We start from the raw sequence: 26,239 nt of genomic DNA, 5'->3' as shown, positions 1-26,239 counted from the left end.
TCAAAAAAGCCAATCCCAACGTCCCCCAGTCTGTGATCGATATGATTCCTTACTACATATCCGAAGGACAGGCCGAAGGGATCCGCGGGGATATCGCGTTTGCGCAGTCCTGCCTTGAGACCGGTAATTTCACTTTCCGCGACAGCGCCGTGACAATCGGTCAAAATAACTTCTGCGGCCTCGGCGTGATCGATAACGGAATGAAAGGCGCGTCGTTCGACACCCCGCAGCTCGGCATTCGCGCCCAGATACAGCATTTGAAAGCCTATGCGAACCATGAACCGCTCAGGAACGCCTGCATTGATCCCCGTTTTTCCCTCGTTTCCCGCGGCGCCGCGCCGACCGTGCAGTATCTGGGGATACAGGAAAATCCCAAGGGTTACGGCTGGGCCGCAGGCGCGGACTATGGCGTAAAAATATTGAACATCCTGGAGAATATCCTGACCTATTAACGGGTATACTTTCGGCGAGGTGAATGTGCATGGAACGGTATCACAATCTGACCGAAATGCTGGCGATCAACCACGCCGCCCACGCATACTTTGACGACCTGCCGGATTATGTGCGCGAAATGATTGTCAAGCGCGGCGACAACGTCCATTCCCCCGACGAGCTGCACGGCTACGCGGAAAAGCTTTTGCGCGGGGATGATTGAACAGCAAGGGACGGGAGTGTTTTTAACACTCCCGTCTTCCATTTTCGTCGAAGACTGTAACACACTTGTGCCTTTACAAATCGCCAAGCGCATGCTATGATAAACTGTACCACGGGAAAAGGAGGTCGTGCAATGCCGGATAAAAAAGGGACAAAGCAGGTTACTGCCAATAAAAAAGCATGGCACGATTACTTTGTCGAGGACAAATTCGAAGCGGGCATCGAGCTGTTTGGCACCGAGGTCAAATCCATTCGCCAAGGGCAGATCAACCTCAAGGATTCGTACTGCACTTTTAAAGACGGCGAACTTTTTGTGCGGGGCATGCATATTTCCCCTTATGAAAAAGGGAATATTTTCAACAAGGATCCCCTGCGTGTGCGCAGGCTGCTGATGCACAAAAAGGAAATCGCCAACCTGTTCGGCAAAACCAAGCAGGACGGTTATTCCTTGATCCCTTTGTCCGTGTATTTTAAAAGTTCGCGGGTGAAACTCGAGCTTGGCCTGTGCCGCGGCAAAAAGCTGCACGACAAGCGCGACAGCATTGCCGCGCGCGACGCCAAACGCGAAATGGACCGCGCAATGAAAGAGCGCAATCGTTGAATATTCGCATCTGCGGATACACCTATATGGGGCCGTAACGGGTTCGACGGGGGTGTTGAAGCCGGGATAGCGGGCCGCAGCGGGGATCTGCGTAAAAAGCTCCAACTGTTTATAAATTAAACAACAACGATTATACTCTTCAGGCTGCCTAATTAAGGCTTAGCCCGTCGGCTCAAAGAGGACCACGGCTTTGAAACCCGGCGTCGATTTAGTGGTGAACGTGTACGGGGTAAGAGTTGCCCCCGTCATGTAACATGACTCTACCAAAACGGTAAGCCTGTTTGCCGGCGTATCGCAGCGGGAATCCCCAAAAGACAAACTGCGCCCGGAGAAGTCACGGTGAATGCGCTTTCGGACAGGGGTTCAACTCCCCTCGGCTCCACCAATTTGATCCCAGGTCGAACCCCAGGAGCTGGGTTCGACAACTGGACTCATCAGCTCCATCATAACGCGCAGGTACGAATCATACACATTGTTAGGAACGTATTTGCGGTCACAATCAACAACGGCAGCAAGCAGTAATGCTTGCTGCCGTTGTTTTATATGTTGTGTAGAATTATTTTGCGCAATAAGGGGCAGGAATTGTTTCGGATAATAACATATAATTATAAAAACAGGATCATATAGAGCATCAATCCGGAAATATTTTCTGATATAAATAGGTGATTGATGCGATATATAGCTACGGCAAAAAAAATTAACAGCCGATAACAAGAGGTTAAAAGACCAAGGTTAATGATGCACATATATTGCGCTAAAGGCTTAACTTGTGCTAAATCTTGACATAGGACCAACAGCGACAAAAGATAGGTTACATGCTTTAATTGAAAAAGCGTGTTTAAACCATATGGTTAAACACGCCTTTTAATTACCAGCTACCGCCTTTCCAAAAGAATCCCTATTGTGGTTTGCACTTGCAATTTTTGATCAGTCTTCGATGTTCAGGGTTTCGTAAAGCAACATATCGCTTTCTTCTAAATGCCGCTACATTAACATCGGCCTATATTGACCTGCTGAACTCTAAAACAAGTGTTTTGATGCTACTACAATATAATTGCTGGGTAAAGCACGCTTGGCTGGCGTGCTTTATTCGTTCTCATGCCTCAGGGTGTAATCGGGTAGCGCTTTGATGCTTGGGCTTCTCGTGTCCGCATGCAATACTGCTACCCATCCCTCATTGTAGCGTTCGGTTGAGCAGGTTGGGTTTGTTGCCCGCGTCACGCAGTAGCTTGAATCGACATTGAGAGAAAGATGGTTTCCGATTGCAAATTTTGTATTGGGGGAGTGAACGTAAACTGTGTAGGCATTGATGTTTCCAAAGGCAAAAGCATGATCGCCGTCATGCGGGCTTTGTGAGAGATGGTGCCCCCTCCCTTTGAGGTGGGACACACAGATGTTGAGTTGTACGAACTGTCCGAACTGCTGTGGGAACTGGACGGCGAAAATCGCATACTGATGGAGACTGCGGGGAACTGCCATTTGCCGGTTGCCAGCCTCCTTTACCATTCCGAGTTTTACGGTTCCGTGGTGAACGCCATGCTGATGCATGGCTGCGGGAGTAACAGTCTACGGCGGGCCAAGACCGACAAGAAAGACGCGATCAAGCTGGCCAATTACGGTCTTGACCACTGGCTGGCGATGCCCAGTACATCCCAGAGGATGAGATACGGCTCATGCTGAAAACCACATACCGACAGTACCAGCAATGTGCCAAGGTGCAGACCATGCTCAAAAACAACCTGATTTCCTTGCTCGCCACCGCTTTCCCTGATGCAAACCGCCTGTTTACCAGCCCTGTCAGGGCGAATGGCAGCGAGAAATGGATAGGCTTTGTAGCTGCTTTCCTGCATTGTGAGTGTGTCTGTGGGTTAACCGAAAAGGCTTTTACAGCCAAGTACCAGAGGTGGTGTAACAAACACGGTTACAACTTCAGCCAGGATAAGGCGCTGGACAGTTATACCTCCGCCTGTGGACATTTCAGTGTTATGCCCAAGGCCAATACGACCAAGCTCCTGATAGAGCAGGCGGTGTTCCAACTCTGGGCTGTATCCACTGCACTGGCTGCGCTCAGAAATGCAGTCTCTGGCGGCATCGCTGCCGGAGTACTCCATTGTGATGGGGATGTTCGGTGTTGTGATCCGGCTCTCGGCCCCAGCTTATGGCAGAGATCGGCGCTGTGCGCCGTTTCCACTCCCAGAAAGCGTTGGTGGCTTTCGCGGGTATCGACGCCCCTCCATACCAGTCCGGCCAGATGGAAGTCCGTAGCCGCAGCATCTCCAAACGGGGTTCCTCCGCTCTGCGCAGAACATTGTTCCTGGTGATGAGCGTGATTTTCCAGCGTTCCTCCGCCGATGAGCCGGTGTACCAATTCATGGATAAGAAACGTGCTGAGGGAAAGCCCTATCGTGTTTACATGATGGCCTCCGCCAACAAATTCCTGCGCATTTACTACGCCACTGTGAAAAAGCATCTGGATAGTCTCGAAGCCTGATCTTATCCTGAACCTGTCCATTCTGGGCCAGAGTCAAAATTTCCGGTGGCTTGATTTTCTGTGTCCTTTTTGCCGCACCTAAAAATAGCGGTTCATTTCAATTCGGTTCTTGACATTTGTTTGCTGGTCTTACATGAAAACATCGTTTCCGGCGCATATGGTGTATATAAACGCAGCGATAAGATCAACAGATATCTAGATATCTGTTGATCTTATCGCGTTAATTCATAAAAAATTCCTGATTGCATCGCTTAGCCTAAATCAGCCAATCCAAATCCAGCTTCCACGGATGGAGCTGAATATCCGGCTTAACCATTTCTCCGTGAAAGTCACTTCCCGCACTGATGTAAAGCTCATATTTTTGAGCAAGAGCTAAAAATTCTTCTGTCATTTGGTGCGTATGCCGCGAATACCAGCATTCCAGGCCATCCAATCCGGCGTTTTTTAATGTTTTAAGCACCTGATCGAGTTTTTCTACGTTTAGTCCCAACTGATATGGATGCGCCAATACGGCTTTTCCCCCGTCTGCATGAATCGCCTGTATGCACTCCTCCGCCGAAGCTTTAAAGCGCTCAATTTTTTGATATTCCGCTGTATCCAAATACCGATCAAATGCTTCTCTCATGCAGGATACATAGCCTTGTTGGACTAATACCTGAGCAAAATGCGGTCTTGCAACTACTTTGCCACCGGCAAGCTGTTCCACGTCGCCTATCGAAATATCGATGCCCTTTTCATGAAGAAAAGCAATGATACGATATTTTCGTTCGTTACGACTGCGTTGTAGCGTGTCACAAAGCGCAGGCAATGCAGTCCCGACATCAGACATGCCAAGTCCCAGAATGTGCATATAGCGATGCTCACTCGCTCCCAGCTCAATCCCTCGCAAAACCTGAATACCATATGTTCTGCCTGCACGGATCGCTTCCTCCGTCCCGCTCAGTGTATCATGATCGGTCAGAGCGAGCAGTTCTATCCCCGCTGCTTGCGCTTTGCGCACCAAGTCAGTTGGCGAAAGCTGCCCATCTGATGCCGCAGAGTGCATATGGAGATCTGCCCACACCATCATCTCATCCCTCCTGGCGAATTGCTACAATACGGATTACCGGTGGATCATCATTTCCATAAGGTGCAAATCCTGTACGTTCCTGCGCATACTCCACACGAAAACCGATTTTTCTCAGAGCTGCTACTAGTTCATCCATCACAATAAATCGGCGATAATGATTGTTGTAAAAAAAAGCGTTGCGTTCCTGCTGCTGCCCCTTGCCATACAGAGGATCATGTATCCCGCGCACTTCGATGAAAAACTTTCCACCGGGTTTAAGGGCACGATACATGGAGCGCAGCAACAGTTGTTCCTGCTTGCTGTTGATTGCATGAATCGTGAATCGACTATATGCGTAATCATAACTCTTCGACTGATGAACAGATTCGTTGATAAAATCACCACAGATAAAGTGCGGATTCCCTCTTTCCAACTTCTGGAGCATACGGATCGCAGCATCAGACAGATCAATCGCAACCACATCTAATCCGATATCCGCAAAAAACAAGGCATCCCGCCCGTTACCGCATCCTAGATCAACCAGCCGCCCCCCCGCCCCGGTCATCGTCGCCACATATCGTGCAAATGGAGAAGGTTCTATGGTGCAAATCTGATCCTGATAATAACGGTTCCAATAATCGCGGTTATCAATGGGGTTTTCCACGATATTAGGATATAAGATATGCTCGATCTGCTCGACCAGCTCCTGCGGCGTTTGTTCGCCGTCATTCTGCACGACCAGATCAGAGCTTTGCGGTTCATCAAATGGAATATCCACCCCTACCACGTTACATCCAGCCGTATACAATCCCTTTTGATTGCGTGCCAACAGAGTCTCTTTTTTTACCCGAATGTAAATTTCCTTATACTGGCTGATATTCTCGCGGTTCCACCGCCGTACAGAAGAGAACATGGCGATCGAACAGCAGATGACATCAATGCCTTGGTCGGCAAGCATCTTGCATACACGGAAGATCCGCCCTGCCCAGCGCAGGCGATCGTCCTGCGTGTAGCCGCTGTCCTCACCGAATATGGGCCGGATTGCATCCCCATCCAAATACACCACATTGGGCTTTGTGGCCTTGAGTCGTTGATAAAACAATCCACCCAATGTGGTCTTGCCGGCACCAGACAAACCGGTGAAAAAATAAACTGTCCCTTTGTGTTCCATAACGCCCCTCCTTATCAATGATAAAGCGGCTGCTCCAGCAGCGCAGGATCGAGTTCGAGTTTCTTCATCATCCGAAGGGGCTGTCCCTGTCGATTGACAAACGACAAACCCGCGAGCAGGCGGCAAGCCAAATTAAATCGTTTTTCTTTTTCCGGTATGATAACTGCAGCACACCTTTGGCGAATATCTTCTTCTTCCAGAGGTTCCCCTGTTTTGCCGTCTCGCCGATGTTCCAAAATACGTCCATACGTTCTCATAATATATCCATCAATACAAGTAAAACGCGCAATTTTTTCCCTTATCCATTGCTCATCAACCGGTTCACCTTTGTAGTAATGGAAATCATATCCATACTCTTCGTAAGCATCTCTCAGAAAATATTCCAAAAAGGCTCGCTCTTCATCATTTGCATATTCATCATAGGTTCTATAGACCGTGGCAAGATCAAAGCCCCTGACATTTCCCTCAAGCGATTCCGGATTGAGTCCATCCCGCCCTGAGCAATAGGTCATACTCTCGGTATACGGGATGTCCAGAAATCCTGCCAAGGAAGTAAAGGTCGCCGTTGGGTTGAGCTTGCCATCCTCAAAGCGAACAAGTACGCTGTCTCTGTACAGCCGGTCCTGTGGGTCAATCATAAAGCTTCGGTTTTGTATACGCTCAGATACAACATCTGAAACCACCTTAAAGGTTTTCCCCCCCTCTCTCCCCTGATCCATCTGTGCCTGGGCATACATAAACCGAACACTTGCCGCATAGCTGGTCGTAATACGGCGCATAGGTGTGAATGTTTTGATATACTTGAAATTCTGAAAAATCGGGGATTCGCGAATAGATTCATACTGTTCAGAATATAGCGTGGATACACCTTTTTTCCCTGCCAACATAATATGATACAGCATATTTGGAAAGTGTGGCTGAAAAAAAACGGCGGGAACGATACGCGCTTTGTAATCCAAGCCTGCACAGGCATCTTCACGGCCCAGTAATAAGGAAACGAGCATATCCTTATCTGTCAAACGAGCCATCATACCTTTTTGCGTCTTGCCTGCCTGACGGCGCAATTCCTTTTTTGCAGTTTTGATTTTCTGGCTCAGTTCATGGAACATCACGGACTCCATGGTGAGCAGATTCGGATGGTTATGAAAGATTTCATTAAAGAAATCCCCCCCATTATGCGTGGCCAACTGCGTATGCCAGATGAGGCGCGTAACCTCTTGATAGGAAAACGGCCTGACCCTGTTCCTGCTGTAATCAATGCCAAATCGTTCAGCAAAATCAATGGGATATTGCGCAATCTCCTTTTCAACCAGAAAAACAAATTTTTGTTGTGGTAAAAGCCGGGAGAATTGCAGGCAGCTTAAATACGCACAAAAGGTATTCCAATCCGTATAGTGAAGATAGATATGGTTCTCGCGTGCTACCCATTCGCTTTTGCGCACATTGTCATTTAAATACTCCAACTGATATTGAGAGAAAACATCCTCTGCAAGGATGGGATTTTCAAGGTCATGGAAGAAGTTCCGGTCTATTACCGGATCATTAAAATCAATATATTCTCCAAAGCGGTTTTGGGTTTTGAAAAAAGGAATATACCCCTTATCATTAAAAGGGAAAAATAAGATTGGAAGGCTGTCAAATGGGAGGAAATCCTTACAAAACAAATAGGGATACCCGCCAAGAAGCTCACAGTTTTCCTGATAACATTTCTGCTGCGCTTCCACATTGGGCAGATAAAAGGCCTGCATCATCAGATCCATCAATTCCGCTTGATAATATCCGCGGTTGTACAGAGAAACAAAGGTCGTATAGGCTGTCTGATACTCTCCCTCTGAAAAAAAGATGTAGCTTGCAGCCTCCATCTCGGCAGCAGGGTCTGATCCATCCGACTGTTGCAGCACAAGCGTATATGCCTGCTGTGCAGTTTCTTTTTGGTCCAACTCTGCCAGACGGCGAGCCAGTGCAAGGGCATCGCTGTTCATAGGATCGGTCCTTTCTCATAAAAACGGGGGCGGACAAAATGCCCGCCCCCATCCGGATTATAACTTGGTGTGTGCCGCAAATACAGAGAAAATACAGCTTACTGGAGCAGCTGCAGAACGCCCTGCGGCACTTGGTTGGCCTGCGCCAGCATTGCCTGCGCGGACTGTACCAGAATGTTGTTCTTGGTGTACGCCATCATCTCATCGGCCACGTCGGTGTCGCGGATGGTGGACTCAGCATCCTGAATGTTCTCGGTCATGACGGACAGGTTGTTCTGGGTGTGCTCCAGACGGTTCTGGGTCGCACCCAGCGTACCACGCACAGAGGATACGGTATTGATCGCATTTTTAATGGTATCCACTGCTGCCTGCGCCGCCTCCTGCGTAGCAACACTCAATGAATCAATTCCAAGAGCGGCAGTATGCATATCCTTGATTTTAACATCCAGCTGGTTGTACTTATCCGATGTGTCACCGATCTGCAGGGTGAGCGAGCTGCCATTCAGGCTCAGCTTATCCTTGGTAAATACGATGTCTGTCGTACTAATGTTGGCCTTTGTAACCGCAGCGTCATATACCTTGGTTTCCATGCCGGTCACACGGCTGATTTCCGCGGCAATCTGCTTGGCATCCGCAGCATCTGGGGCACTCTTAGAAGCAAGAGAGATGATGGTTACATCATCGCCCAGCGCCTTGATCTGATCGTTGGTCAGGCCGGTAGCAACCAGAAACTTGTGTCCATCCAATTCAAAGATATTTGCCTTCAACTGCTCCAAGGTAACGCCAGACGCAGCGCCGTCAGCGACTGTAATCTTGCTGGCATCAAACTTCTGCATGGAATCATAGGCTTCCGTACGGACAACGTCACCTGCCATAGATGCTGCAAAACCTGCAGCAAGACTGGTATTTTCACTCACACCGACGCCGACTACCTGTGCACCCGCAGAACCCTCCTGCTTGGAGGTAAAGACAATCTTGCGGCCGGTACCGGCCGCAATATCAAAATTAGCGGAGAAATTGCTGTCCGCCTTCAGACCAGCCACGATACCACTGAAAACCTTGGATGCCGCAAGCTTAGCGCCAGTACCGCTTGCATCGAGATAATACTTATTTCCATTTGCGTCGGTAAAATAATTTTTCGTGTTGTTCTTTGCAACGGCGCCCGTGCCATCCCCCTGATAGGTAAGGGAAACGGTTGTGGATTGCTCCTTGCCGCTGCTGTCCTTCCAGGTAACCGTGTAATCCAGCGTCTTGCCAATATCATCCGTAGTCAGCTTGCCGAGCGCATCGGTATCCGCTACAGCGGCAGTCGTATAGGTACCCTTAACCGCGGTGGTCGCATCAATTGCAAGATTATCAACCTGGGAGCCGCCACTCAGGCTTCCGTCCAGCAGCTTAATGCCGTTGAAGTTCGCGGAATCTGCAATACGGTCGATTTCGGTTTTGAGCTGGTCTACTTCCTTCTGCAGGTTGTCACGGTCAACCTCGTTGTCGTAGGTGCCGTTCGCGGACTGGGTGGCCAGCTCGACCATACGGTTGAGCATGTCCTGCACTTCCTGCATTGCACCCTCACCGGTCTTTACCAGCGAGATGCCGTCCTTTACGTTCTTCTGTGCGGTTTCCAGACCAGTGATCTGCGCGCGCATCTTCTCGGAAATCGCAAGACCGGCCGCGTCGTCGCCCGCGCGGTTGATCTTGTAGCCCGAGGACAGCTTTTCAAGGTTCTTGGACAGCGCTGAGGTATTGTTGTTGTAGTTGCGGTAGGCATTCATTGCCATAATGTTGTGCTGGATTCTCATAAATCATTCTCCTTTTCAGAATCCGTCCGCAGCGAATCCATCCGTCTGCGGCCCTTTAGTTGATAAATTTCTATTCAAAACGGGTCAATCCGTTTGAATCAAATTGATTTTTACGGTTTGCTGCTGCGGAAGCGCTTCATACATTCCGGCGTTGCTCCCTGCTCTTCTACCAGTTTGGAGCGAACAACCGGCATTTCTCTGGGCGCGTCGATTGCAATACGCGTCAGCTTTCCCTTTTGCGCATATATCTGAATCACAATATCATCGCCGATCGTGATATAATCTCCTTCTTGAACGGATAACGCCAGCATCTTCTCACCTTTCTTCCGTTTTCAAAAACTATACTTTTCAAAACAAACCCTACTCTTACCATGTTATTTATAATATCGGTCGGATACTTTTATAAATAAGGAAATAAATAAAAAAATTTCCCCTACGGTCGCGTTTATAAAAGTATACCTTTTCGAGTTTTCAGCCGCTATATTTATCTCTCTTTCTCAAATTTCACAGCTTTATAATAGAAAGTCCCTTTCGGCATGCCGCAGGTTTCTGCTGCCAGCCGGAGGGGTATCTTTTTGTCGCGCCACGCTTTATGTACTTCGTAGAAGTTATCGGGCAGGGGCAGAGCTGGTCTGCCGAACTTCACGCCGCGCGCTTTGGCTGCGATAATGCCCTCGGCCTGCCGCTTGCGGATATTTGCGCGCTCGCTCTCCGCCACAAAGGACAGGATTTGCAGCACAAGGTCGGCAATAAATGTTCCCATCAGGTCCTTGCCCTGCCGGGTGTCCAGCAGCGGCATATCCAGCACGCAGATCTCAATGCCCTTTTCTTTCGTTAAAATGCGCCACTGTTCCTGTATCTCTTTATAATTACGCCCCAGCCGGTCAATGCTCATAATATAGAGCAGGTCGCCCTGTTTTAACTTTTTCAACATGCGCTTATATTTCGGGCGATTAAAATCTTTGCCGCTCTGTTTGTCCATATAGATGCGATTGCTCTGCACTCTTTTGGCCCGCAACGCAGCAAGCTGCCGATCCTCGTTCTGGTCAGTGCTGGATACTCTGATATAACCGTAAATATTTCCCAAATGTTATTCCTCCATTCTGCATATAGGCAGTTATCCTGCATTTATTGTACAGAAAAGGGAAAAATACTTGGATAAAAAATCCCCCCTGCGGCTGTTTTTTAGCAGCAAGGGCTTCAGAGTTGATTTTCTGTCTTGGATATAGGCTGCTCAGCATCATTGAGTATGCTGTGTTACCAAAAATACGGCCACCTTGGAGATCCGTTCTCCCAAGTGACCGTATTCTTTATTACCGAAAGTATAGCACCGATATACGATTTTCCACTGATGTAGAATGGCGGATGTCGGATCGACCATCTGCTGCCACAGGTGGCGCAGACTGTTGCGTTTTTTAGCGACTAACAGCACACGCGGCCTATGCAGCATGCTGCGCCCATTGCACAGACAATATAGGCATACAGTTAGCGCGTCCCTCTCGTATTCGCCACCGGAGATGATAATCACTCGACGGCGGCTGCTAATGCGTACTGGGAACGACTCAAGTCTAGCATGTCGTCTGCCATGCGCGCAGGATGCTGGCAGAACTGGTCTATCTGCACGAAGATAGCATCTGTTTTTAAGCTGTGTACCGGTTGCTGTGCCATGTCGATCATGTCGCAGCCTTGCACCTCCTGATGCAACGCGCCGTACCGTCCGGCATGGCGCAGACCACTCTATCCTGTCACCTTGCTGGGATAACGCAATCTCTTACTCCGTTTGCACTCGAGGAAGCGCTATGTATAAGCAGGCACTTGATGAGTTACTCGCAGAAAACACGGAAGCAGGAATCGACTATATCCATGGAACGGAAACACTACTACGCCGCTATCTATCATAGGCTTTCTTTTACCGAACCTCTCGAAAGCCGGCCTGTTCCCACAGATACTGCGCGCAGGCGTGCTACCGCGCAAAACTTTTTCAATGGACGAGCATCGAAAAATGTTACTATTTGGAAGCGCGACGTATCGCGCCCGACGACTAAGTTCCCTTGTATGCTCGGCGATATGCTAATCCACCCGCTCTGCCGATACCGCATAAGTAAAGCTCCCCCTTGTCTAACGGCAACATATCACGTCGTTTTCAAGGGGGAGCTAATCACATCAAAACAGCCAATATGGCTTTGTTTGCGTTCAGAAATTTACTTCGGTGCCGTAATAGAGGCTGTGGTTGTAACCCTTCTTGAACCATCTTGTGGTGGGTAGTAATTACTGATCCGCAGCATCCCCTACCGTGTAGCACAACCCTTGGAGAGGGGCTTTAATAACTACTCTATGATATAGAATCCTTTCTGGCACTGCAATATATTGCGCCATAGCACCGTCGCGGCTATATTCCGCGCAATGGACGCCGAGTACGCGACGATGCATGCACAGATTCACCATGCCTTTACGGCAATAATAACATGAACCACAGTACTCTGTTGAATCGAACGTGACTCGGTCGCCCGGTTTGTACCGTGTCACACGCTCTCCAATACATTCGATCATTCCAGCTGCCTCGTGCCCCATAATGATCGGTGGTTGACGGCGACCACTCGACCCGTCATAGCCATGAACATCGCTACCGCAGATTGCGCAGGCCTTTACGCGAACCAACACTTCATCCGCTCCATAGTCCGGTGTTTTCACTTCGCGCATCTCGGCCAATCCGTTTTCTATTACTACTAACGCTTTCATAACGCCTCCTCCCATGCGCTTCGAACAAATTCTACGGCCTTACGGATACCATCATATCCTGTTCCGCTTGCTTCTTCTATGCAGACCAACCCATTAAAGCCTTGCTGTTTCAGATACGCCAATATTTCTTTGTTCGGGGTCACGCCAGTACCGATAACAACCGGAGCAAATTTACCCAACTCTGCCATATCTGAAATATGGACTGTCGCCACATCGGGATATATTTTTTTTAGAATGGGAATTGGGTCCAAGCCCAGTGCCGTCACATTGCCAGTGTCAAAATTCAGTTTTACACCGCTTCCTTTAATTTTCAGGGCAATTTCGAGGAAAATATCGATTGGAAAGCTGAAATCGGCATACTCCCATGCCGTTGGCTTGAAATGATTTTCATAAACCAGTGTTACGCCAAATTTAGCGGCCGTAACCGCGGCGCGGCGCAGCATTTCTACTGCCCAACGAATGCCTTCTTCGCGGCTAGTTTCCAGATGAGCTTGTCCCGCCAGCACGCGAACATATTGCAACCTCAGTTCTGAACACATTGCGATATCCCGCCTCAAGTATTCCAGTTCGCGTTCGCGCTGCAAAGCGTCCGGATGTGTGAAGTCTGGGTAGGCGGATGCCATCGCTATCGGAATACCGACTTCATCAATCAACCTGTTTACACGGTTCAGATAAACTGGCGTGTGTTCTTTCAGCATAGCTGTACTGATACCTGCCGCATCCAGCCCCATCCGCTTGGCGTTTTTCATCCAATCATGAAGCGTAATTTCACCTGATACTATTTTTTCATACAACGATACAGGTAAAACACTAATGGTCCTATGTCAAGATTTAGCACCAGTTAAAAAGAGAAGTTAATCCTCAACTTAACTTACTAAGAACAGTTTGTCTGTGTTTGCTCATAAAGTAATTCAAAGTCATTTGGCGACATGAGTGGATACGTTTGGTATTGTAAAAAGCTTCGATGTACTCGAATACCAGACGATATGCCTGCCGGTAATCCTGTATTTTAAACCGGTTCAGCCATTCCCGTTTGACAAGCGCGTGAAACGATTCGATGCATGCATTATCCCACGGAAAAGCCTTTTTCGAGTAGCTGCGCTGCATTTTTGCAGTAGCTTCTCGCTATGCCTGGGATACATACTGGCTTCCTCTGTCACTGTGGATAATTAACGACAGTTCTGTGCTGCGTCTGGCTTTCGCTTTACCAATGGTGTCAATCACACAGGATACCTCTCAAATCTGACTGAGTGTCCAAGCAATAATCTTTCAGGAAAACAGATCTATAATGCTTGTCAGATAGACAAAGCCTTTGTTTGTCAAGATATATGTAATATCGCTGCACCATACCGCATTTGGACGATCAGGAGTAAACTGTTCATTCAGGATATTTTGAAGTTCGTTGTTGAAATCGAAATCTATGGTAGTGATCGTCCACGGTTTCACCCATTTGGCCTTGATCCCCATTTCCTTCATATATTTCCCAACAGTACGTTCTACGTTCTGGGATGATCTCTCCATTCTGACGCAACTTTCTGGTGATTTGGGGAGTTCTGTAGTTTTGCTTGGATTCATCATGAATATCCTGTATTTTGGCTTTTATGTATTCCCTGCGCTTTTCCGTATCGGTAGGGGTATGTTTCAACCATGAACGGTATCCAGACCGCGAAACGCCTAAATAGTTCAGCATTCCGGAAACGGAAACCCGGCGATCCTGTTTTCTGGCAGCTTCCGTCTTTTCAGAAACCTCTATATAAATGGCTTCTGTTATTTTCCCAAAATGCTGATAACTTTTTAGCACATCGAGTGTGTCCTAGGCATCACGAAGCTCACGTTTCAAATGGGCAATCTCTTTCTGCTCATCAGAAGCGTAATTACCGGAGCCATGAATAGGGATATTTCCAGACTCCCTGAAATTCTTCAGCCATTTCGTCAGAGTGCTGTAACCTACACCGAGATTCTGAGTACAGCCACGAACACTAAGTTATTTATGATCAAGATAGTACTGGCCTGAATCCAGTTTAAACCGTTTGTCATGCTGCTTTGCATAATGAGATCCTCTTTCAAGACTATACTTCTATTGTATCATCTATTGCTTATTGGGAATTTGCTCATTTTGACTTGTACTATTTTTATTCTAGCAGCAGCGTGCCTCTGAATGAGCACTGGACGGATGACATCGAAAAGGACTTCCGCAATCGGCAGAAGAAAGGACGGCAGTGATCTGTTGTCAAGACAAATGAAGGGCGGAGGTCACACCTTTGTCTTGGAATAAAATTAGGCCATCACTTCAGCTTGGTGCCGGTCTGGACAGCGCTTGTTTAATCCCCCTTTAGTTTGGAAGCATTGGGGAAGGCGAGCAAACGATAGCCGAAGTCGTTCAAACTATGTACTATGAGGGATATGATTTCACACATTTCTGTTCCATGTCTATCCCTGCGATGCTTGTGGAGGCTATTGTTCGATTGGGCTATGCTGTCAAGCGTATCAAGGAAAGGCACACCGTTTAGGATTTCATTTTATTTTCCTTGAATAGAGCGAAGTACACAAAGTTGTTAACTATGTTGTTTATAGGCTATGCGGGAGCAGGGACAGCGAATAAAGGCAAGGCATATTTTCCTCGAATCCAGTTTCTATCAATTATCTGCAGCAGATCGCTTTCGCAAAAGACTCGTATAGACAATTCAAGTGGATTTTACTTGAAAAGCCAGCTCTGGCGAGATGCCTATGTACGAGGAAAAAGCAGCAAAGAACTTGATTGTGTGTTTGCGGAAGAAGAAAAAAACTTTGTTATCGTTACCTTGGTGATGGTTATGAATCTCAGAATCCGAGACTTGCGTGAAGATGCTGACCTGACGCAAAAGCAGATCTCAGAAATTATTTTGTGCGATCAATCCCTTTATTCCAAGTACGAGCGCGGGGAACGTGTATTGCCGTTCGATCTGGCAGTCAAATTAGCCGACTATTATCAGGTATCGCTGGACTATCTGTTCGGCCGTAGCAACAAACGAAAGTAAATACATAACAAAGCGGTACGGAGCATTCCGTACCGCTTTGTTATTTCGCTTGTAACAGTCACACCCCGACCCGCGCTTTTGTCGGTAGCGTACCACGCTGCCGCAGCACCGGCTGCTGAAAATCCCACGCGATAATACGCACCGGCGCTTCCGGGTCAGGCTCCTGCGCGAGATACTCCAGCAGCTCCATCCATTGCCCATGAAGAAGGGATAGTGTAATGCCTGCCTTTTCTTCCTCCTGCTCTTCCATCTGCGCAATGGTAACGCACCAGCCCTTCCGGTCAAAGTGCTGCACAAGGGCTTGTGCCAACCCATCCAACGGCAGCAGGATTGCGTTGTCCTCCCATGTGATATGGAGTTCATCTTCATATGCCGGAGTGAACGTGGAGCCTTTTTCAGCGCCCAGAGCGAATATTCCAGAATGTCTGCGATCGCTTCGGGCGTTTCGACGAGGATCACTTTCTCAAACGACATCATTGCCCCGACCAGCCGCACGGCGGCGTTTTTCTCGCCGTTGGGATTGAGCCGTTGGTTGCCGTTCCCGAAGTGGTACACCAGATGGAGAAAACGTTCTTCATCATAGATGCAGCCGACAAACCGGGAATATTTCAGGCTGTCTGTGCTGCGGACAGCCTGTCGTTCCTGTTCGCGCTTAATCTGTAAGGGTGTCTGGTACTTGCGCCTGCAAAGCAGGACGAAGAACAGCCGCGCCTCGTTGATGCGGCTGCGCCGAACCGCCTTTTCGATGCTGTGCGTGCCCGTCGGCTTGTCCCAGATGAAAGCGTTCGACTTCCTACGGTCTTTTTGCCTCAAGCGGCAATAGGCTTCAAATCCGGAATCTGTGACGAAAAAGCTCTTGTGCCCTGGTGCCTTGACAACTTCCAGATACCCCGCGCGGCATAGCTTCTGAAACGCATCCTGTGCGCGCGCATAATTGCTGTCCAGCAATTTGAGCGCATGGTATGGCAGCTGTCCGCAGACAACACTGACTTGCAGCAAAATCCATGCGGCGCTGTTCCTACATATCCGCATCGTATCCCGCTCCCAGATCGAAAACCGGGATTTTGCCGGGCCGGATACAGATCACGGTCTAATCCCTGTCGCCCCAGCAGCTCGTCTCGACATTGGAACAATAGATGCCGCTGTCGCTGGTCAGCAGGTGCCGCGCAATGATGTTCAGCGCTGTGCGGTTTTTTTCATTTCATCAAGACGTGGCGCGGGTTTTGAGTGTTTTTGAAACGCATTTTTATTTTTCTAAACAAGCATCAAAAACGCCAAAAAACCAAGTCATGCAACACGAAAAAAAGGGAGGGTGGTGCCGTTTCCTTTTATTCTTTCCTGCGCGGATAGGGTTTTCGCTCATCTGTAAAATCCAGCAGATAGTCAATACTGGTATCATAAAATTCAGCAAGACGTTTTAATTGTTGTGCTGGAATGCTGATATTGCCTAACTCATAGTCAGAATATGTTGTTTGATGCACCTGTAGCAAATCAGCCACCTGTTTCTGACTCATATCCTTGTCGTTTCGCATCCCTCTCATATGCTCATACATGCTATCACCTCAAAGCAAGTATGGCTCAAGGATATATTCCTTATTGATTTTGAAGGGTATTTCCCTTATAATAGTCTTGAGGTGATTGCTTTGGAGAAAAACGAATTATTTCTGGAGGTATTCCGCGAGGTCCTTTCCAAGCAGGATATCCGCGTGGAATTCCCGTCCCTCATCGGAGTGGACGTCAATAAGCTGATGGATTCTATCTATTACCGCGCGCTCAACCGGATCAAGGGCTATATCCGCGACGACAGCCTTTCCGATCCGGAATGCTTTCAGCAGATCGAGCTTGTCATTTCTACTTTGGAGCATCTGGGCAGCAGCGGCGGCTTCCGTCACGATTTTTGACCGTCGCGCTTCCCCTTTTCCGCTCCGTGCGCTGTCCCCCGCCTCCCGCGCAGCATAGACTGCGCGGGAGGGTTTTTTTATGGTTTCCATTAGTCTTTGCATGATCGTGAAGGATGAAGAGACGGTGCTGGCGCGCTGTCTGGACAGCGTGCAGGGGATCGCAGACGAGATCATTATTGTCGATACTGGTTCCTCCGACCAGACCAGGGCCATCGCGTCACAATACGGCAGGGTGCTGGACTTTGCCTGGTGCAATGATTTTTCTGCTGCGCGCAATTATTCGTTCGCGCAGGCGGGCTGCGATTATATCCTGTGGCTGGACGCGGACGATGTGATACCGCCGGAGAGCCGCGCGGGCTTTGCCGCGCTCAAGCAACAGCTTGCGGAAGCAGCCGCCGACGTTGTCATGCTTCCCTATCATGTGGCGTTCGACCCGCAGGGCAAGCCGACGTTTGTTTATTTTCGGGAGCGCCTGCTCCGGCGGGCAGCCGGATTTACCTGGCAGGGCGCAGTGCATGAGTGCATCACCCCACAAGGACGCATTTTGTATGCGGACGCAGCTGTCGAACACCGCAAGGAGCGGAAAACAGACAGCCGCCGCAATCTTGATATTTATGAAAAGCAGCGCGCCGAAAAAGGAACACTGACCGCGCGCGAGCAGTTTTATTATGCGCGCGAGCTGATGGCGCATCAGCAGTGGGACGCGGCTGTGGCTGCGTTCCGTGATTTCCTATCCCGTCCGGACGGTTGGACCGAAAACCGGATAGAGGCCTGCCGCAACCTGTCCGACTGCCTCTGCACGCTCGGGCAACGGGACGAAGCGAAAGCCGCCCTGCTTCTGTCCTTTTCCATGGATGAACCGCGCGGGGAAACCTGCTGTGCGCTCGCCGCGCTTGAATTGCAGGAGGAGCATTATGCCTTGGCCAGGTTCTGGTACGAAACCGCCTTGCGTGCGCCGCGCAGGACAGAACGGGGCGGTTTTGTGCAGGTTTCCTGCTATGGGTATATCCCCTGTCTGGGGCTGTGCGTGTGCTGCGACCACTTGGGGCAGCATGACGAAGCCGCCGCATGGAACGAGCATGCCGCGGCTTTCTGGCCGGATTCCCCCGCAGTCGCCTACAACCGCCGGTATTTTGCGCAGCGCGCCTCCGGTGCGGAGTGACCGGAGACCGCCCCCACGCATAGAATGCAGTGCCGAATGATATCATCCGGCAAATTTCCCGAAAGGAAGAAAGACATGTACGATCGCTCACAATTTGTTGGACGGGACGGTTCCGGCTGCTCCTCCGACAAGTGGATGGATAAGATCTGCGGCGGCACATGCGGCGGCCAGCAATGCCCGCCCGGTCCCACAGGCCCGACAGGACCTGAAGGCCCGCGCGGGTATCGCGGCGAGCGTGGTCCGATGGGGCCGCGCGGCTTTACGGGTGCGACCGGTCCTCAGGGGCCGGGAGGTTTCCCGGGCGCGACGGGTGCGACAGGCGCCACCGGCGCGACAGGCGCAACAGGGCCCGCCGGCGGCCCGACCGGCCCCACCGGCGCGACAGGGCCGACCGGCCCCACCGGTGCGACCGGACCGACAGGTCCCACGGGTGCTACCGGCTTCGGCGCAATCGGACCTACTGGCCCCACGGGGCCGACTGGTGCGACCGGACCGACCGGACCGACGGGCATAACGGGTACCGGTGCGACTGGGCCGACCGGTCCCACAGGTGCAGCGGGTTCCACGGGTCCCACAGGCCCGACTGGCGCAACTGGCACCGGAGCAACTGGTCCCACTGGTCCCACGGGTGCAACCGGTCCAACTGGCGCGACCGGACCGACCGGACCTACGGGCGTGACGGGTACCGGTGCGACTGGGCCGACCGGTCCCACAGGTGCAACAGGTCCCACAGGCCCGACTGGCGCAACTGGCACCGGAGCAACTGGACCCACTGGTCCCACGGGTGCAACCGGTCCAACTGGCGCGACCGGACCGACCGGACCTACGGGCGTGACGGGTACCGGTGCGACTGGGCCGACCGGTCCCACAGGTGCAACGGGTCCCACAGGCCCGACAGGCGCAACTGGCACCGGAGCAACTGGACCCACCGGTCCCACAGGTGCAACTGGTCCAACCGGACCAACCGGCCCCACTGGTCCCACGGGTGCAACCGGCCCAACCGGTGAAGATGGCGATGCCGCCACCGTCCGTGTCGGCACAGTTACCACCGGAGATCCCGGCACCGAAGCCAGCGTCGTCAACTCGGGTACGGAAAAAGACGCTGTACTCGATTTTACGATTCCCAGAGGGCAGGATGGCCAAAGCGGTGCGACGGTCAACCTGTTATCCGCCTATTCCATCCCCTCGCACCCCGGCGGCACAGAAAATAACGCCCTGATTTTTGACCGGAACGCACTTTCCTACGGCACTTCCATCTCGCACGAGCTCAACAGCGCAATTTTCACCATCAACCATCCCGGCGTTTATGCCGTGGTCTTTGACGGCGGCATGGCGCCTGGAAGCGGTGTGACATTCCCCTATAATATCAGCTTTACGCTTGAGTTAAACGGGTCCTTTGTCGCTGGCGCTTCCGCATCGCATAACTTCCACACTTCGACCGAAACTGTAAGCATTGCGTTCACATCGCCGGTAGCGGTTTCCTCCGCCCCGGCCACGCTGCGGGTCATTGGCAGCGGAAGCACGTATTTTTACAGCAACATTTCCCTGACAATCTACCGGCTCGGCGATATCCCCACTTAACACTGTTTCTGGCGCGCGTCCGGACGGCTGATAAAAAAAACGGAAACGGGAAATTCCCGTTTCCGTTTTCTTTTTTACAGCAGCGCAAGAATATTGGCTTTGGGCATCGCGCCGACCGCTTTATTCGCGAGTTGGCCGTCCTTGATTACGGCCAGTGTCGGAATGCTCATTACGCCGAACTCCTGCGCGAGCGCGCCCTGTTCGTCCACATTGATTTTGCCGACTTTAATATCCGCGCGCTCTTCCGCGATCTCGTCCACAATTGGAGAAACCATGCGGCACGGGCCGCACCAGCTCGCCCAGAAATCGAGCAGAACCGGCTTGTCCGACTGCAGTACCTCCTGTTCAAAATTATCCTTTGTAATGGTTAAAACCGCCATATTCCTACACTCCTTTGCTTCAGTTTGTCACAAGTTCATAATAAAATGCATACTGCTGCATAACGCCCGCAAATCCCCGATAGCGCTTTAACGGGAAGCCCTTGGGATAGTGGGCATCCAATACCTGCCGGATATGCGTATCGATTGGGAACGCATCGATATGATGCAGCGCAAACAGGCAAATACATTCCGCTACCTTGCGCCCCACTCCGGACAGTCGCATCAGCTCGGTGCGGGCATGGGCATAGTCCATATGCCGGACAGCCTCCAGGTCTACTTCGCCCGATACAACCTGCCGCGCGGCGGACAGTATGTATCTCGCCCGATAGCCCAGACGGATGGGCGCAAGCTCCTCCAGCGTGCAGGCGGCAAGGCGTTCGACCGTCGGGAAAGCATTGTATACCTGTCCACTCCTATTATAGCAGATTTCCCCAAAAAGGGAACATAAATTTTCGACGCATTTCGTGATGCGCCCGATATTGTTCTGTTGGGATATGATAAAGCACACGATGGTCTCCCACAGCTCCTGCCGTAGGATGCGCAGCCCGCATCCCGCCGCAACCGCACGCTGTAGGTATTGGTCCCGCTTAGCGACCGCCCGCTTATACCTGCCATAGTCCGCATCCAGGTCAAAATATCCTCGCCAGACCGACTCGAATGTTTCCTCCGAACAATCGAACCGCACCAGCCGCCCTTCCTGGCAGACTTCGATATACTTCCCTCCCGCAACGACCGAGTACCTTTTTTCCCCCAGCTCCCGAAAGCGGAAGCATTGTCCCGACCGAGCGATCTGCTCCAAATCAAAGTCTGCTATCTCGCGTTCGATCATTTGCTCATCGCCTCATGCTCCGCCGCCAGCTCGTCATACAGTTGGTGGAACAGCCAGCCCAGATTCGTCTCTGTCACGACCGCTTTATACGGGATGGATACGCCGTTCTTTTTCATTTCACGCAGCAGGATCTCCAGACGCTTATCCGTAAAACCATCCAGCACCAGCACGGGCTCAGCCAGCGCCGGCGTCTCCGGCGCTTCGCGCGCATCGAACCCCTTTCGGCCAAGCAGACAGCCAATCGTCTGTCCTGCTGCCTCCGGCGCGACATTTCGAATACGCACCCCCATCCGTACCAGGATGGATTTCAAAACAGCGGCCTGTTCCCCGCTGTTGGGATCAAAATATAAAACGTTTTCCCGTGACACCGGCATATTCGGTTCCTCCTTATAGCATTTATTTTTATTATACCACAGCGACCGGCAAACCAGCAAGGAAAAGGCGCCTGCCGCACGACCCTGCAGCCGCGACGCCTTTCCGCCAATATGCCCGCCATCCCCTATATCTCCCTCTTGCGGCGGGTGCGCGAAGCATGTATAATGAAGTATACGCATTCGCTCCATATTCAGGCGGCAGACATTTGCCTTGACAGTCTTGGCATGGATATCTATAATTGTAGTTGGTTTGCGCTAACTATAATTGTCAATAAACTTTTCTATTATCAGAACGGACTTTTTATCATACTTCCATCCGGAAAGGAGGCCTTTTTATGATACAAGCATTGGTTTGGGCGGCGGCCGGCACTGGTTTTACTTTTGCGATGACCTCGCTGGGGGCCGCTATGGTATTTTTCCTGCGCCGCAAATCGAGCGCGTTGCTGCAGCGTATTTTCCTCGGCTTTGCGGCTGGCGTTATGATCGCGGCTTCGGTTTGGAGCCTGCTGATCCCCGCTATTGAAGAGGCCGAGGCGGCTGGCGGGATCGGCTGGATCCCTGCCGCCGGCGGCTTTATCCTCGGCATTCTGCTCATGCTCGCGCTGGACGGCCTGCTCCCGCATCTGCACAGCGGTGCCGTCCGAGCCGAGGGGCTGCCCTCCTCTTTCCGGCGCACCACGCTGCTCGTGCTCGCCGTAACGCTGCATAACATACCGGAGGGTATGGCGGTCGGCCTGTCGTTCGCCCGCGCGGCACAGCACAACGGAGAGGCCGGCCTGATCGCGGCCGCCGGTGCGCTGGCGCTCGGCATTGGCATCCAAAACTTTCCCGAGGGCGCGGCGGTGTCTCTGCCATTGCAGCAAGAGGGGCTGTCGCGCCCGCGCGCTTTTCTCTACGGCGCGCTGTCCGGTGTAGTGGAACCGATTTTCGGCGTGCTGGTGGTTTTGGCTGCAGCGCAGCTTACGCCTTTCATGCCCTGGCTGCTCTCCGCAGCCGCGGGCGCGATGCTGTATGTTGTAGTCGAGGAACTGATCCCGGAAGCACACCTTGGAGAGCATTCCCACCCTGGAACACTTGGTGTAATGGCCGGCTTTCTGGTAATGATGATCCTTGACGTTGCGCTCGGATGACCTACATAGGATTCTGCAAGCGCTCCCCAACCTGCTAAGCAGGCGCCGCAAAAAACCTTGCGGAACGGCTTTGTTTATGCTATACTTATGATAGAATATTAAAGTAGAGGTGGTGGCTTGATGTCGGCTATCCGTAAATAACAGGATGACAAAAATTCCTCATCGCAAGACGATGGGCTTTTTGCTGTGCTGATTTTACGGATACAGAGTCGGGCCTGCCTTTCATTGGGCAACCTTTTCGTTGCCGCCGTTTTTCGGCGGCTGCATGTTGTCGTCCCCATCTATCCAGCAGAACAGTTTAATGGCCCGTCGTCCCGGGCCATTTTTTGTTGTCCTAAAAGCGAAACCATCATTTTATAACAAAGGACAAACAAACCATGAACCGAGAAAACAAACGAAAAATGTATGAAAAGGGTTATTATAAAACCCATCCCTGTGCCGAAAGCTTTACCTGCCGCGTATGCGGGCGGCCGGTCGTCTCCGTCGGCGCAGGCAGCGGTCACCGCAACCATTGTCCGAACTGCCTGTCAAGCTTGCATCTGGACGATGAACCCGGCGACCGTACCGCAGACTGCGGCGGCATCATGGACCCCGTCGCAGTGTGGGTGCGCAAAAACAGGGAATGGGCGGTTATCCATCGCTGCCGCCGGTGTGGCACGCTCCATTCCAACCGGGTGGCTGCGGATGACAATCCGATGAAGTTGATGTCGATTGCCATGAAGCCATTGTGTGAACCACCGTTCCCGCTGGAGCGAATCGAGGAGATGACTGCTCTTATGGGCGGCAACGGCTGCTTAAATGGATAACGGAAAAGGCATGGCGAAGCCATGCCTTTTCTGATTTCTGCGCGTCTCGGGCTTTTCTCTGGAAGACAATATGCCTTTCCTGCTCCAACACGGACAAATTTCTATCCTTTGGAGAACAGTTGGTCTTCCTCAATGATTCCTTTATGGCACGCCGCCCTTTCTATTTGGGTAAAAATCATCGACACGACTCGAAATACGTCACACAGATAAAACTGATCGTATTGCTCCTCCTCCTGCTCCCACGCTTTATGAACAAACCGATTTCTTATTTTTCTTACTCTGCCCAAATACAACAATTCCTTCTGCAGCGTTTCTGTTAAATCGCACTGACAACACTCGCCTATTTTTGAATATAAAACGCAATTTCGTTGGTTCCTTTCTGTTTCTTTCCCGAAGGAATCGAACATACCTCACAAAACCATTGTGCAATTTCATTGAGCGAGGACTCCAAATATGAAAGAAGCAACAGCAGCATTGTATTTTTGTTAATATCGTGGGAAAGATTTTCCCAAGTGGTCACTGGCGAAAACATATATGCCGGATCAAAAAAAACGTCCAGTTCTTCCACCGTGTATTCCCTTTGGCGCCGGTAACCCTTTACCAATTCAAACCGGCCTTCCGACTCAGCAATCAGCGCCTTTAATTTGTTCTCAAGCTGGCATAATACAAACAGGCAGTAATCATTTATTTCTGCCAGTTCTTCTTCATATTTGACAAAAGGATATACCGAACTGACACTAAAAAACAAAAAATATCGTGCATTGTTATCACGATAAAATTCTAGGCTTTCTATCAGCCCTTCTTTGTCAAAATAAACTTTCATAGCTTTTCCCTTTTGGTGCAAAGCGAAAGCCCCTCTTTCCGTTTTCATCGTTGCAGCAGGCATACCGTCTCCACATGGCTCGTCCTCGGGAACATGTCAAACGCCTGCGCCCTTTCCAGCCAATAACCTGCGCCGCACAGCTCCGCAACGTCGCGGGCGAGCGTGGCCGGATCGCAGGATACATACACCACACGCGGCGGCAGCATCTTCAGGATCGCGTCTCGCGCTACTTCGTCCAAGCCCTTTCGAGGCGGGTCGACAACCAGCACATCGATGCCGCGTCCGGCAAGCTGCCGCGCCGCCTGCCCTGCGTCCGCACACAGGAATTCCACGTTTTCCATTCCGTTCCGCGCCGCGTTCCTTTTGGCATTCTCCACCGCTTCCGGCACGATCTCCACACCGATCACGGTTTTCGCCCGTTCCGCCAGCGTCAGCGTGATCGTCCCCGCGCCACAGTACAGGTCCAGCACGGTTTCCTCTCCCATCAACCCCGCAAAGTCCGCCGCACACGCGTACAGACGCTCGGCCTGGGCATGGTTAACCTGATAAAACGCCTCGGGCGAAAGCAGGAAGGAGTGTCCGCAAAGCCGGTCCTCCAACATGGCCTCCCCCCACAGCACATCGGTCCGGTCGCCGAGTATTACGTTGTCGCCGCGCTGGTTGTGGTTAAGCAAAATACCGGTCAGCGCCGGCTCGCTTTCACGCAGGCGGCTCACGAGTACCTCCAGCGCGGGCATCTTGCGTGTCGCCGTAATCAGTGTCAACTGGCTCTCGCCGCTCTTTTCGCCTACACGGACGTAAATATGCCGCACCGCACCGCGGTTTGCACCGTAATCATACGGCGGCACGTCAAACTCCTGCATCCAGGAGCGTACAACCGCAGCAATGCGGTCGGCTGTTTCCGACTGGATCAGGCAGCGCTCGACCGGCACGATTTCGTGGCTGCGCGGCCGATAAAAGCCGGTGACGATACCGCCCTCCTTATCCCGTCCGACCGGATACTGCGCCTTGTTCCGGTAATGCACGGTAGCGGGCGCGCCGGTAATGCCAAGCAGCTTGCTTCCGTCCTGCCCGCCGATACGAGTCAGCGCGTCGCGCACCTTTTTCCCCTTCGCACGCAGCTCCTCCTCGTAGGTGATGTGCTGGTAACAGCAGCCCCCGCACCGTCCCGCCGCCGGACAGGCAGGTTCTATGCGCGCGCCGGAAGGCGCAACCAGCTTTTCCACACGGCCAAACGCAACGTTTTTCGTCACCTTGACAAGCCGCACGTCACACTGGTCGCCCACGGCGGTGCGCGGGACAAACACCGCGCGTCCCCCGATTTTGGCGAACCCCGTGCCATCCGCAGTATAATCGCTGATCTGGCAGCGATAAATTTTATTTTTAATAAGCTCCATTCCTCACGGCGCTCCTTTTTCCGGTTTGTATCCGTATTATATCATGCTTCCGGCACATACTGCAATCGAAAGGAGCGGTACGAATGGAACGAAATGAAAAGAAAAAGCGCGTCTCCGCGGATATCCCCTTTTCTTTCCTCAATGAGATGGGACACAACACCCGCGCGATGGAGCGGTTCTTCGATCTGCCGCGGGAAACGCAGGAGACGCTGACCGACGCGGTTTCCATTGCGGACGACCCGAACGAGCGATCCGAGCAGGCGCTCAAGTCCTTGGCCAACGGCGGCGAGGGCTACTGCGAGCGGTTTTAAAAAGCAGAAAAGCGTCCATACGGACGCTTTTCTGCTTTTTGTT

The 26,239-nt window shown here is 51.4% G+C and carries 28 protein-coding genes, 1 other RNA gene and 1 pseudogene (1 of these 30 running past the window's edge); 12 read left to right on the top strand and 18 right to left on the bottom strand.

From position 1 onward, the window contains the following. The 5 genes and pseudogenes from DBQ51_RS17285 to DBQ51_RS13905 all read left to right on the top strand — a co-directional run. On the top strand, positions 1 to 452 hold the 3' end of the coding sequence (locus DBQ51_RS17285; protein WP_242977944.1) for a glucosaminidase domain-containing protein. 1,492 nt of this gene lie to the left of the window's left edge; 452 of the gene's 1,944 nt are visible here — the last part of the coding sequence; its start codon lies off the left edge, out of view; the stop codon is at positions 450 to 452. Positions 453 to 481: 29 nt separating this feature from the next. Continuing rightward, positions 482 to 655 carry a hypothetical protein gene (locus DBQ51_RS16685; protein ID WP_153802385.1) on the top strand — a complete coding sequence of 58 codons (174 nt, stop codon included), beginning with the start codon at positions 482 to 484 and terminating at the stop codon, positions 653 to 655. A 132-nt stretch (positions 656 to 787) separates the two neighbouring features. Further along, a complete protein-coding gene (smpB, locus tag DBQ51_RS13915; RefSeq protein WP_054327199.1) occupies positions 788 to 1,255 on the top strand; it encodes an SsrA-binding protein SmpB in 468 nt (155 codons plus the stop codon). Between the two features lie 28 nt (positions 1,256 to 1,283). Next, positions 1,284 to 1,640: a transfer-messenger RNA gene (gene ssrA / locus DBQ51_RS13910) on the top strand. An 866-nt stretch (positions 1,641 to 2,506) separates the two neighbouring features. Beyond that, positions 2,507 to 3,746 (top strand): annotated as a pseudogene (locus tag DBQ51_RS13905) (IS110 family RNA-guided transposase). Positions 3,747 to 4,002: 256 nt separating this feature from the next. Here the strand turns inward: DBQ51_RS13905 and DBQ51_RS13900 are convergent. The 11 genes from DBQ51_RS13900 to DBQ51_RS17275 all read right to left on the bottom strand — a co-directional run bounded on the left by DBQ51_RS13900 (position 4,003) and on the right by DBQ51_RS17275 (position 14,286). Beyond that, positions 4,003 to 4,815, bottom strand: a complete 813-nt coding sequence (locus DBQ51_RS13900; RefSeq protein WP_107631857.1) for a PHP domain-containing protein — start codon at positions 4,813 to 4,815, stop codon at positions 4,003 to 4,005. Position 4,816: 1 nt separating this feature from the next. Further along, a complete protein-coding gene (locus tag DBQ51_RS13895) occupies positions 4,817 to 5,965 on the bottom strand; it encodes an adenylyl-sulfate kinase (protein WP_107631856.1) in 1,149 nt (382 codons plus the stop codon). Between the two features lie 14 nt (positions 5,966 to 5,979). Then, positions 5,980 to 7,947 carry a hypothetical protein gene (locus DBQ51_RS13890; protein WP_107631855.1) on the bottom strand — a complete coding sequence of 656 codons (1,968 nt, stop codon included), beginning with the start codon at positions 7,945 to 7,947 and terminating at the stop codon, positions 5,980 to 5,982. Positions 7,948 to 8,045: 98 nt separating this feature from the next. Further along, positions 8,046 to 9,746 carry a flagellin N-terminal helical domain-containing protein gene (locus DBQ51_RS13885; RefSeq protein WP_107631854.1) on the bottom strand — a complete coding sequence of 567 codons (1,701 nt, stop codon included), beginning with the start codon at positions 9,744 to 9,746 and terminating at the stop codon, positions 8,046 to 8,048. Positions 9,747 to 9,856: 110 nt separating this feature from the next. Next, positions 9,857 to 10,057, bottom strand: coding sequence for a carbon storage regulator (locus DBQ51_RS13880; protein ID WP_054328512.1), 201 nt, complete (start codon positions 10,055 to 10,057; stop codon positions 9,857 to 9,859). A gap of 173 nt (positions 10,058 to 10,230) precedes the next feature. After that, positions 10,231 to 10,833: a recombinase family protein gene (locus DBQ51_RS13875; protein WP_054328579.1), complete on the bottom strand. Its 603-nt coding sequence runs from the start codon at positions 10,831 to 10,833 to the stop codon at positions 10,231 to 10,233. Positions 10,834 to 11,270: 437 nt separating this feature from the next. After that, entirely contained in the window at positions 11,271 to 11,423 is a 153-nt protein-coding gene (locus tag DBQ51_RS16680) for a hypothetical protein (protein ID WP_153802410.1), read from the bottom strand. A gap of 591 nt (positions 11,424 to 12,014) precedes the next feature. Next, complete coding sequence (locus DBQ51_RS13870) at positions 12,015 to 12,485, bottom strand: alcohol dehydrogenase catalytic domain-containing protein (RefSeq protein ID WP_107631853.1); 471 nt, start codon at positions 12,483 to 12,485, stop codon at positions 12,015 to 12,017. Next, a complete protein-coding gene (locus DBQ51_RS13865; RefSeq protein WP_107631852.1) occupies positions 12,482 to 13,234 on the bottom strand; it encodes a sugar phosphate isomerase/epimerase family protein in 753 nt (250 codons plus the stop codon). The genes DBQ51_RS13870 and DBQ51_RS13865 overlap by 4 nt, the downstream gene beginning before the upstream one ends. 112 nt (positions 13,235 to 13,346) lie before the next feature. Continuing rightward, the gene (locus DBQ51_RS17280) at positions 13,347 to 13,592 is read right to left on the bottom strand and encodes an integrase core domain-containing protein (RefSeq protein WP_242977943.1); all 246 of its coding nucleotides are present in this window, start codon (positions 13,590 to 13,592) and stop codon (positions 13,347 to 13,349) included. Between the two features lie 271 nt (positions 13,593 to 13,863). Beyond that, positions 13,864 to 14,286: a hypothetical protein gene (locus tag DBQ51_RS17275; RefSeq protein ID WP_242977942.1), complete on the bottom strand. Its 423-nt coding sequence runs from the start codon at positions 14,284 to 14,286 to the stop codon at positions 13,864 to 13,866. 1,012 nt (positions 14,287 to 15,298) lie between these two features. On the opposite strand from DBQ51_RS17275, the gene DBQ51_RS17640 reads away from it, so the two are divergent. Further along, entirely contained in the window at positions 15,299 to 15,502 is a 204-nt protein-coding gene (locus tag DBQ51_RS17640; protein ID WP_082397429.1) for a helix-turn-helix domain-containing protein, read from the top strand. Between the two features lie 58 nt (positions 15,503 to 15,560). On the opposite strand, the gene DBQ51_RS13845 is transcribed toward DBQ51_RS17640, so the two are convergent. Continuing rightward, positions 15,561 to 15,812 (bottom strand): hypothetical protein, encoded by a 252-nt coding sequence (locus DBQ51_RS13845; protein WP_107631851.1) that lies wholly within the window; start codon positions 15,810 to 15,812, stop codon positions 15,561 to 15,563. 1,018 nt (positions 15,813 to 16,830) lie between these two features. Further along, positions 16,831 to 17,055 carry a helix-turn-helix domain-containing protein gene (locus DBQ51_RS13840; RefSeq protein WP_107631850.1) on the bottom strand — a complete coding sequence of 75 codons (225 nt, stop codon included), beginning with the start codon at positions 17,053 to 17,055 and terminating at the stop codon, positions 16,831 to 16,833. Positions 17,056 to 17,145: 90 nt separating this feature from the next. On the opposite strand from DBQ51_RS13840, the gene DBQ51_RS13835 reads away from it, so the two are divergent. The 3 genes from DBQ51_RS13835 (at position 17,146) to DBQ51_RS13825 (ending at position 20,146) form a co-directional block, all read left to right on the top strand. Continuing rightward, on the top strand, positions 17,146 to 17,403 hold the full coding sequence (locus tag DBQ51_RS13835; protein WP_054328521.1) for a hypothetical protein: 258 nt from the start codon (positions 17,146 to 17,148) through the stop codon (positions 17,401 to 17,403). A 79-nt stretch (positions 17,404 to 17,482) separates the two neighbouring features. Continuing rightward, entirely contained in the window at positions 17,483 to 18,565 is a 1,083-nt protein-coding gene (locus DBQ51_RS13830; RefSeq protein WP_107631849.1) for a glycosyltransferase family 2 protein, read from the top strand. 135 nt (positions 18,566 to 18,700) lie between these two features. Next, positions 18,701 to 20,146, top strand: a complete 1,446-nt coding sequence (locus tag DBQ51_RS13825; protein ID WP_159068227.1) for a collagen-like protein — start codon at positions 18,701 to 18,703, stop codon at positions 20,144 to 20,146. Positions 20,147 to 20,220: 74 nt separating this feature from the next. Here DBQ51_RS13825 and trxA read toward each other — a convergent pair whose 3' ends face one another. Genes trxA through DBQ51_RS13810 form a run of 3 tightly spaced genes read right to left on the bottom strand, consistent with a single transcriptional unit; the run spans position 20,221 to position 21,729 of the window. Further along, the gene (gene trxA / locus DBQ51_RS13820) at positions 20,221 to 20,526 is read right to left on the bottom strand and encodes a thioredoxin (protein WP_107631847.1); all 306 of its coding nucleotides are present in this window, start codon (positions 20,524 to 20,526) and stop codon (positions 20,221 to 20,223) included. 19 nt (positions 20,527 to 20,545) lie between these two features. Further along, positions 20,546 to 21,355: a DNA-3-methyladenine glycosylase family protein gene (locus DBQ51_RS13815; RefSeq protein ID WP_107631846.1), complete on the bottom strand. Its 810-nt coding sequence runs from the start codon at positions 21,353 to 21,355 to the stop codon at positions 20,546 to 20,548. Beyond that, on the bottom strand, positions 21,352 to 21,729 hold the full coding sequence (locus DBQ51_RS13810; RefSeq protein WP_054328044.1) for a DUF3783 domain-containing protein: 378 nt from the start codon (positions 21,727 to 21,729) through the stop codon (positions 21,352 to 21,354). The genes DBQ51_RS13815 and DBQ51_RS13810 overlap by 4 nt, the downstream gene beginning before the upstream one ends. Before the next feature lie 335 nt (positions 21,730 to 22,064). Here DBQ51_RS13810 and DBQ51_RS13805 point away from each other — a divergent pair, with 335 nt between their 5' ends. Both DBQ51_RS13805 and DBQ51_RS13800 read left to right on the top strand, forming a co-directional pair. Further along, entirely contained in the window at positions 22,065 to 22,859 is a 795-nt protein-coding gene (locus tag DBQ51_RS13805) for a ZIP family metal transporter (RefSeq protein WP_107631845.1), read from the top strand. Positions 22,860 to 23,236: 377 nt separating this feature from the next. Beyond that, positions 23,237 to 23,665 (top strand): RNHCP domain-containing protein, encoded by a 429-nt coding sequence (locus DBQ51_RS13800; protein WP_107631844.1) that lies wholly within the window; start codon positions 23,237 to 23,239, stop codon positions 23,663 to 23,665. 340 nt (positions 23,666 to 24,005) lie between these two features. On the opposite strand, the gene DBQ51_RS13790 is transcribed toward DBQ51_RS13800, so the two are convergent. Next, the gene (locus DBQ51_RS13790) at positions 24,006 to 24,551 is read right to left on the bottom strand and encodes a hypothetical protein (RefSeq protein WP_159068195.1); all 546 of its coding nucleotides are present in this window, start codon (positions 24,549 to 24,551) and stop codon (positions 24,006 to 24,008) included. Further along, positions 24,533 to 25,885, bottom strand: a complete 1,353-nt coding sequence (gene rlmD / locus DBQ51_RS13785; protein ID WP_107631841.1) for a 23S rRNA (uracil(1939)-C(5))-methyltransferase RlmD — start codon at positions 25,883 to 25,885, stop codon at positions 24,533 to 24,535. The genes DBQ51_RS13790 and rlmD overlap by 19 nt, the downstream gene beginning before the upstream one ends. A gap of 83 nt (positions 25,886 to 25,968) precedes the next feature. Between rlmD and DBQ51_RS13780 the strand changes: the two genes are divergently transcribed. Continuing rightward, the gene (locus tag DBQ51_RS13780; RefSeq protein ID WP_054328049.1) at positions 25,969 to 26,196 is read left to right on the top strand and encodes a hypothetical protein; all 228 of its coding nucleotides are present in this window, start codon (positions 25,969 to 25,971) and stop codon (positions 26,194 to 26,196) included. The last annotated feature ends 43 nt before the right edge of the window (positions 26,197 to 26,239 follow it).

The organism is Agathobaculum massiliense (genome assembly GCF_900291975.1).
Classification (GTDB): Bacteria; Bacillota; Clostridia; order Oscillospirales; family Butyricicoccaceae; genus Agathobaculum; species Agathobaculum ammoniilyticum.
This window is presented reverse-complemented; position numbering and strand designations above follow the sequence as displayed.

Bases quoted from the DNA above. Each gene is read 5' to 3' on its own strand.
- DBQ51_RS16685 (WP_153802385.1), top strand. From the start codon at position 482: ATGGAACGGTATCACAATCTGACCGAAATGCTGGCGATCAACCACGCC.
- smpB (WP_054327199.1), top strand. From the start codon at position 788: ATGCCGGATAAAAAAGGGACAAAGCAGGTTACTGCCAATAAAAAAGCA.
- DBQ51_RS13900 (WP_107631857.1), bottom strand. From the start codon at position 4,815: ATGATGGTGTGGGCAGATCTCCATATGCACTCTGCGGCATCAGATGGG.
- DBQ51_RS13895 (WP_107631856.1), bottom strand. From the start codon at position 5,965: ATGGAACACAAAGGGACAGTTTATTTTTTCACCGGTTTGTCTGGTGCC.
- DBQ51_RS13890 (WP_107631855.1), bottom strand. From the start codon at position 7,947: ATGAACAGCGATGCCCTTGCACTGGCTCGCCGTCTGGCAGAGTTGGAC.
- DBQ51_RS13885 (WP_107631854.1), bottom strand. From the start codon at position 9,746: ATGAGAATCCAGCACAACATTATGGCAATGAATGCCTACCGCAACTAC.
- DBQ51_RS13880 (WP_054328512.1), bottom strand. From the start codon at position 10,057: ATGCTGGCGTTATCCGTTCAAGAAGGAGATTATATCACGATCGGCGAT.
- DBQ51_RS16680 (WP_153802410.1), bottom strand. From the start codon at position 11,423: ATGATCGACATGGCACAGCAACCGGTACACAGCTTAAAAACAGATGCT.
- DBQ51_RS13870 (WP_107631853.1), bottom strand. From the start codon at position 12,485: ATGAAAGCGTTAGTAGTAATAGAAAACGGATTGGCCGAGATGCGCGAA.
- DBQ51_RS13865 (WP_107631852.1), bottom strand. From the start codon at position 13,234: ATGAAAAACGCCAAGCGGATGGGGCTGGATGCGGCAGGTATCAGTACA.
- DBQ51_RS17280 (WP_242977943.1), bottom strand. From the start codon at position 13,592: ATGCAGCGCAGCTACTCGAAAAAGGCTTTTCCGTGGGATAATGCATGC.
- DBQ51_RS17640 (WP_082397429.1), top strand. From the start codon at position 15,299: ATGAATCTCAGAATCCGAGACTTGCGTGAAGATGCTGACCTGACGCAA.
- DBQ51_RS13840 (WP_107631850.1), bottom strand. From the start codon at position 17,055: ATGTATGAGCATATGAGAGGGATGCGAAACGACAAGGATATGAGTCAG.
- DBQ51_RS13830 (WP_107631849.1), top strand. From the start codon at position 17,483: ATGGTTTCCATTAGTCTTTGCATGATCGTGAAGGATGAAGAGACGGTG.
- DBQ51_RS13825 (WP_159068227.1), top strand. From the start codon at position 18,701: ATGGATAAGATCTGCGGCGGCACATGCGGCGGCCAGCAATGCCCGCCC.
- trxA (WP_107631847.1), bottom strand. From the start codon at position 20,526: ATGGCGGTTTTAACCATTACAAAGGATAATTTTGAACAGGAGGTACTG.
- DBQ51_RS13815 (WP_107631846.1), bottom strand. From the start codon at position 21,355: ATGATCGAACGCGAGATAGCAGACTTTGATTTGGAGCAGATCGCTCGG.
- DBQ51_RS13810 (WP_054328044.1), bottom strand. From the start codon at position 21,729: ATGCCGGTGTCACGGGAAAACGTTTTATATTTTGATCCCAACAGCGGG.
- DBQ51_RS13805 (WP_107631845.1), top strand. From the start codon at position 22,065: ATGATACAAGCATTGGTTTGGGCGGCGGCCGGCACTGGTTTTACTTTT.
- DBQ51_RS13800 (WP_107631844.1), top strand. From the start codon at position 23,237: ATGAACCGAGAAAACAAACGAAAAATGTATGAAAAGGGTTATTATAAA.
- DBQ51_RS13790 (WP_159068195.1), bottom strand. From the start codon at position 24,551: ATGCCTGCTGCAACGATGAAAACGGAAAGAGGGGCTTTCGCTTTGCAC.
- rlmD (WP_107631841.1), bottom strand. From the start codon at position 25,885: ATGGAGCTTATTAAAAATAAAATTTATCGCTGCCAGATCAGCGATTAT.
- DBQ51_RS13780 (WP_054328049.1), top strand. From the start codon at position 25,969: ATGGAACGAAATGAAAAGAAAAAGCGCGTCTCCGCGGATATCCCCTTT.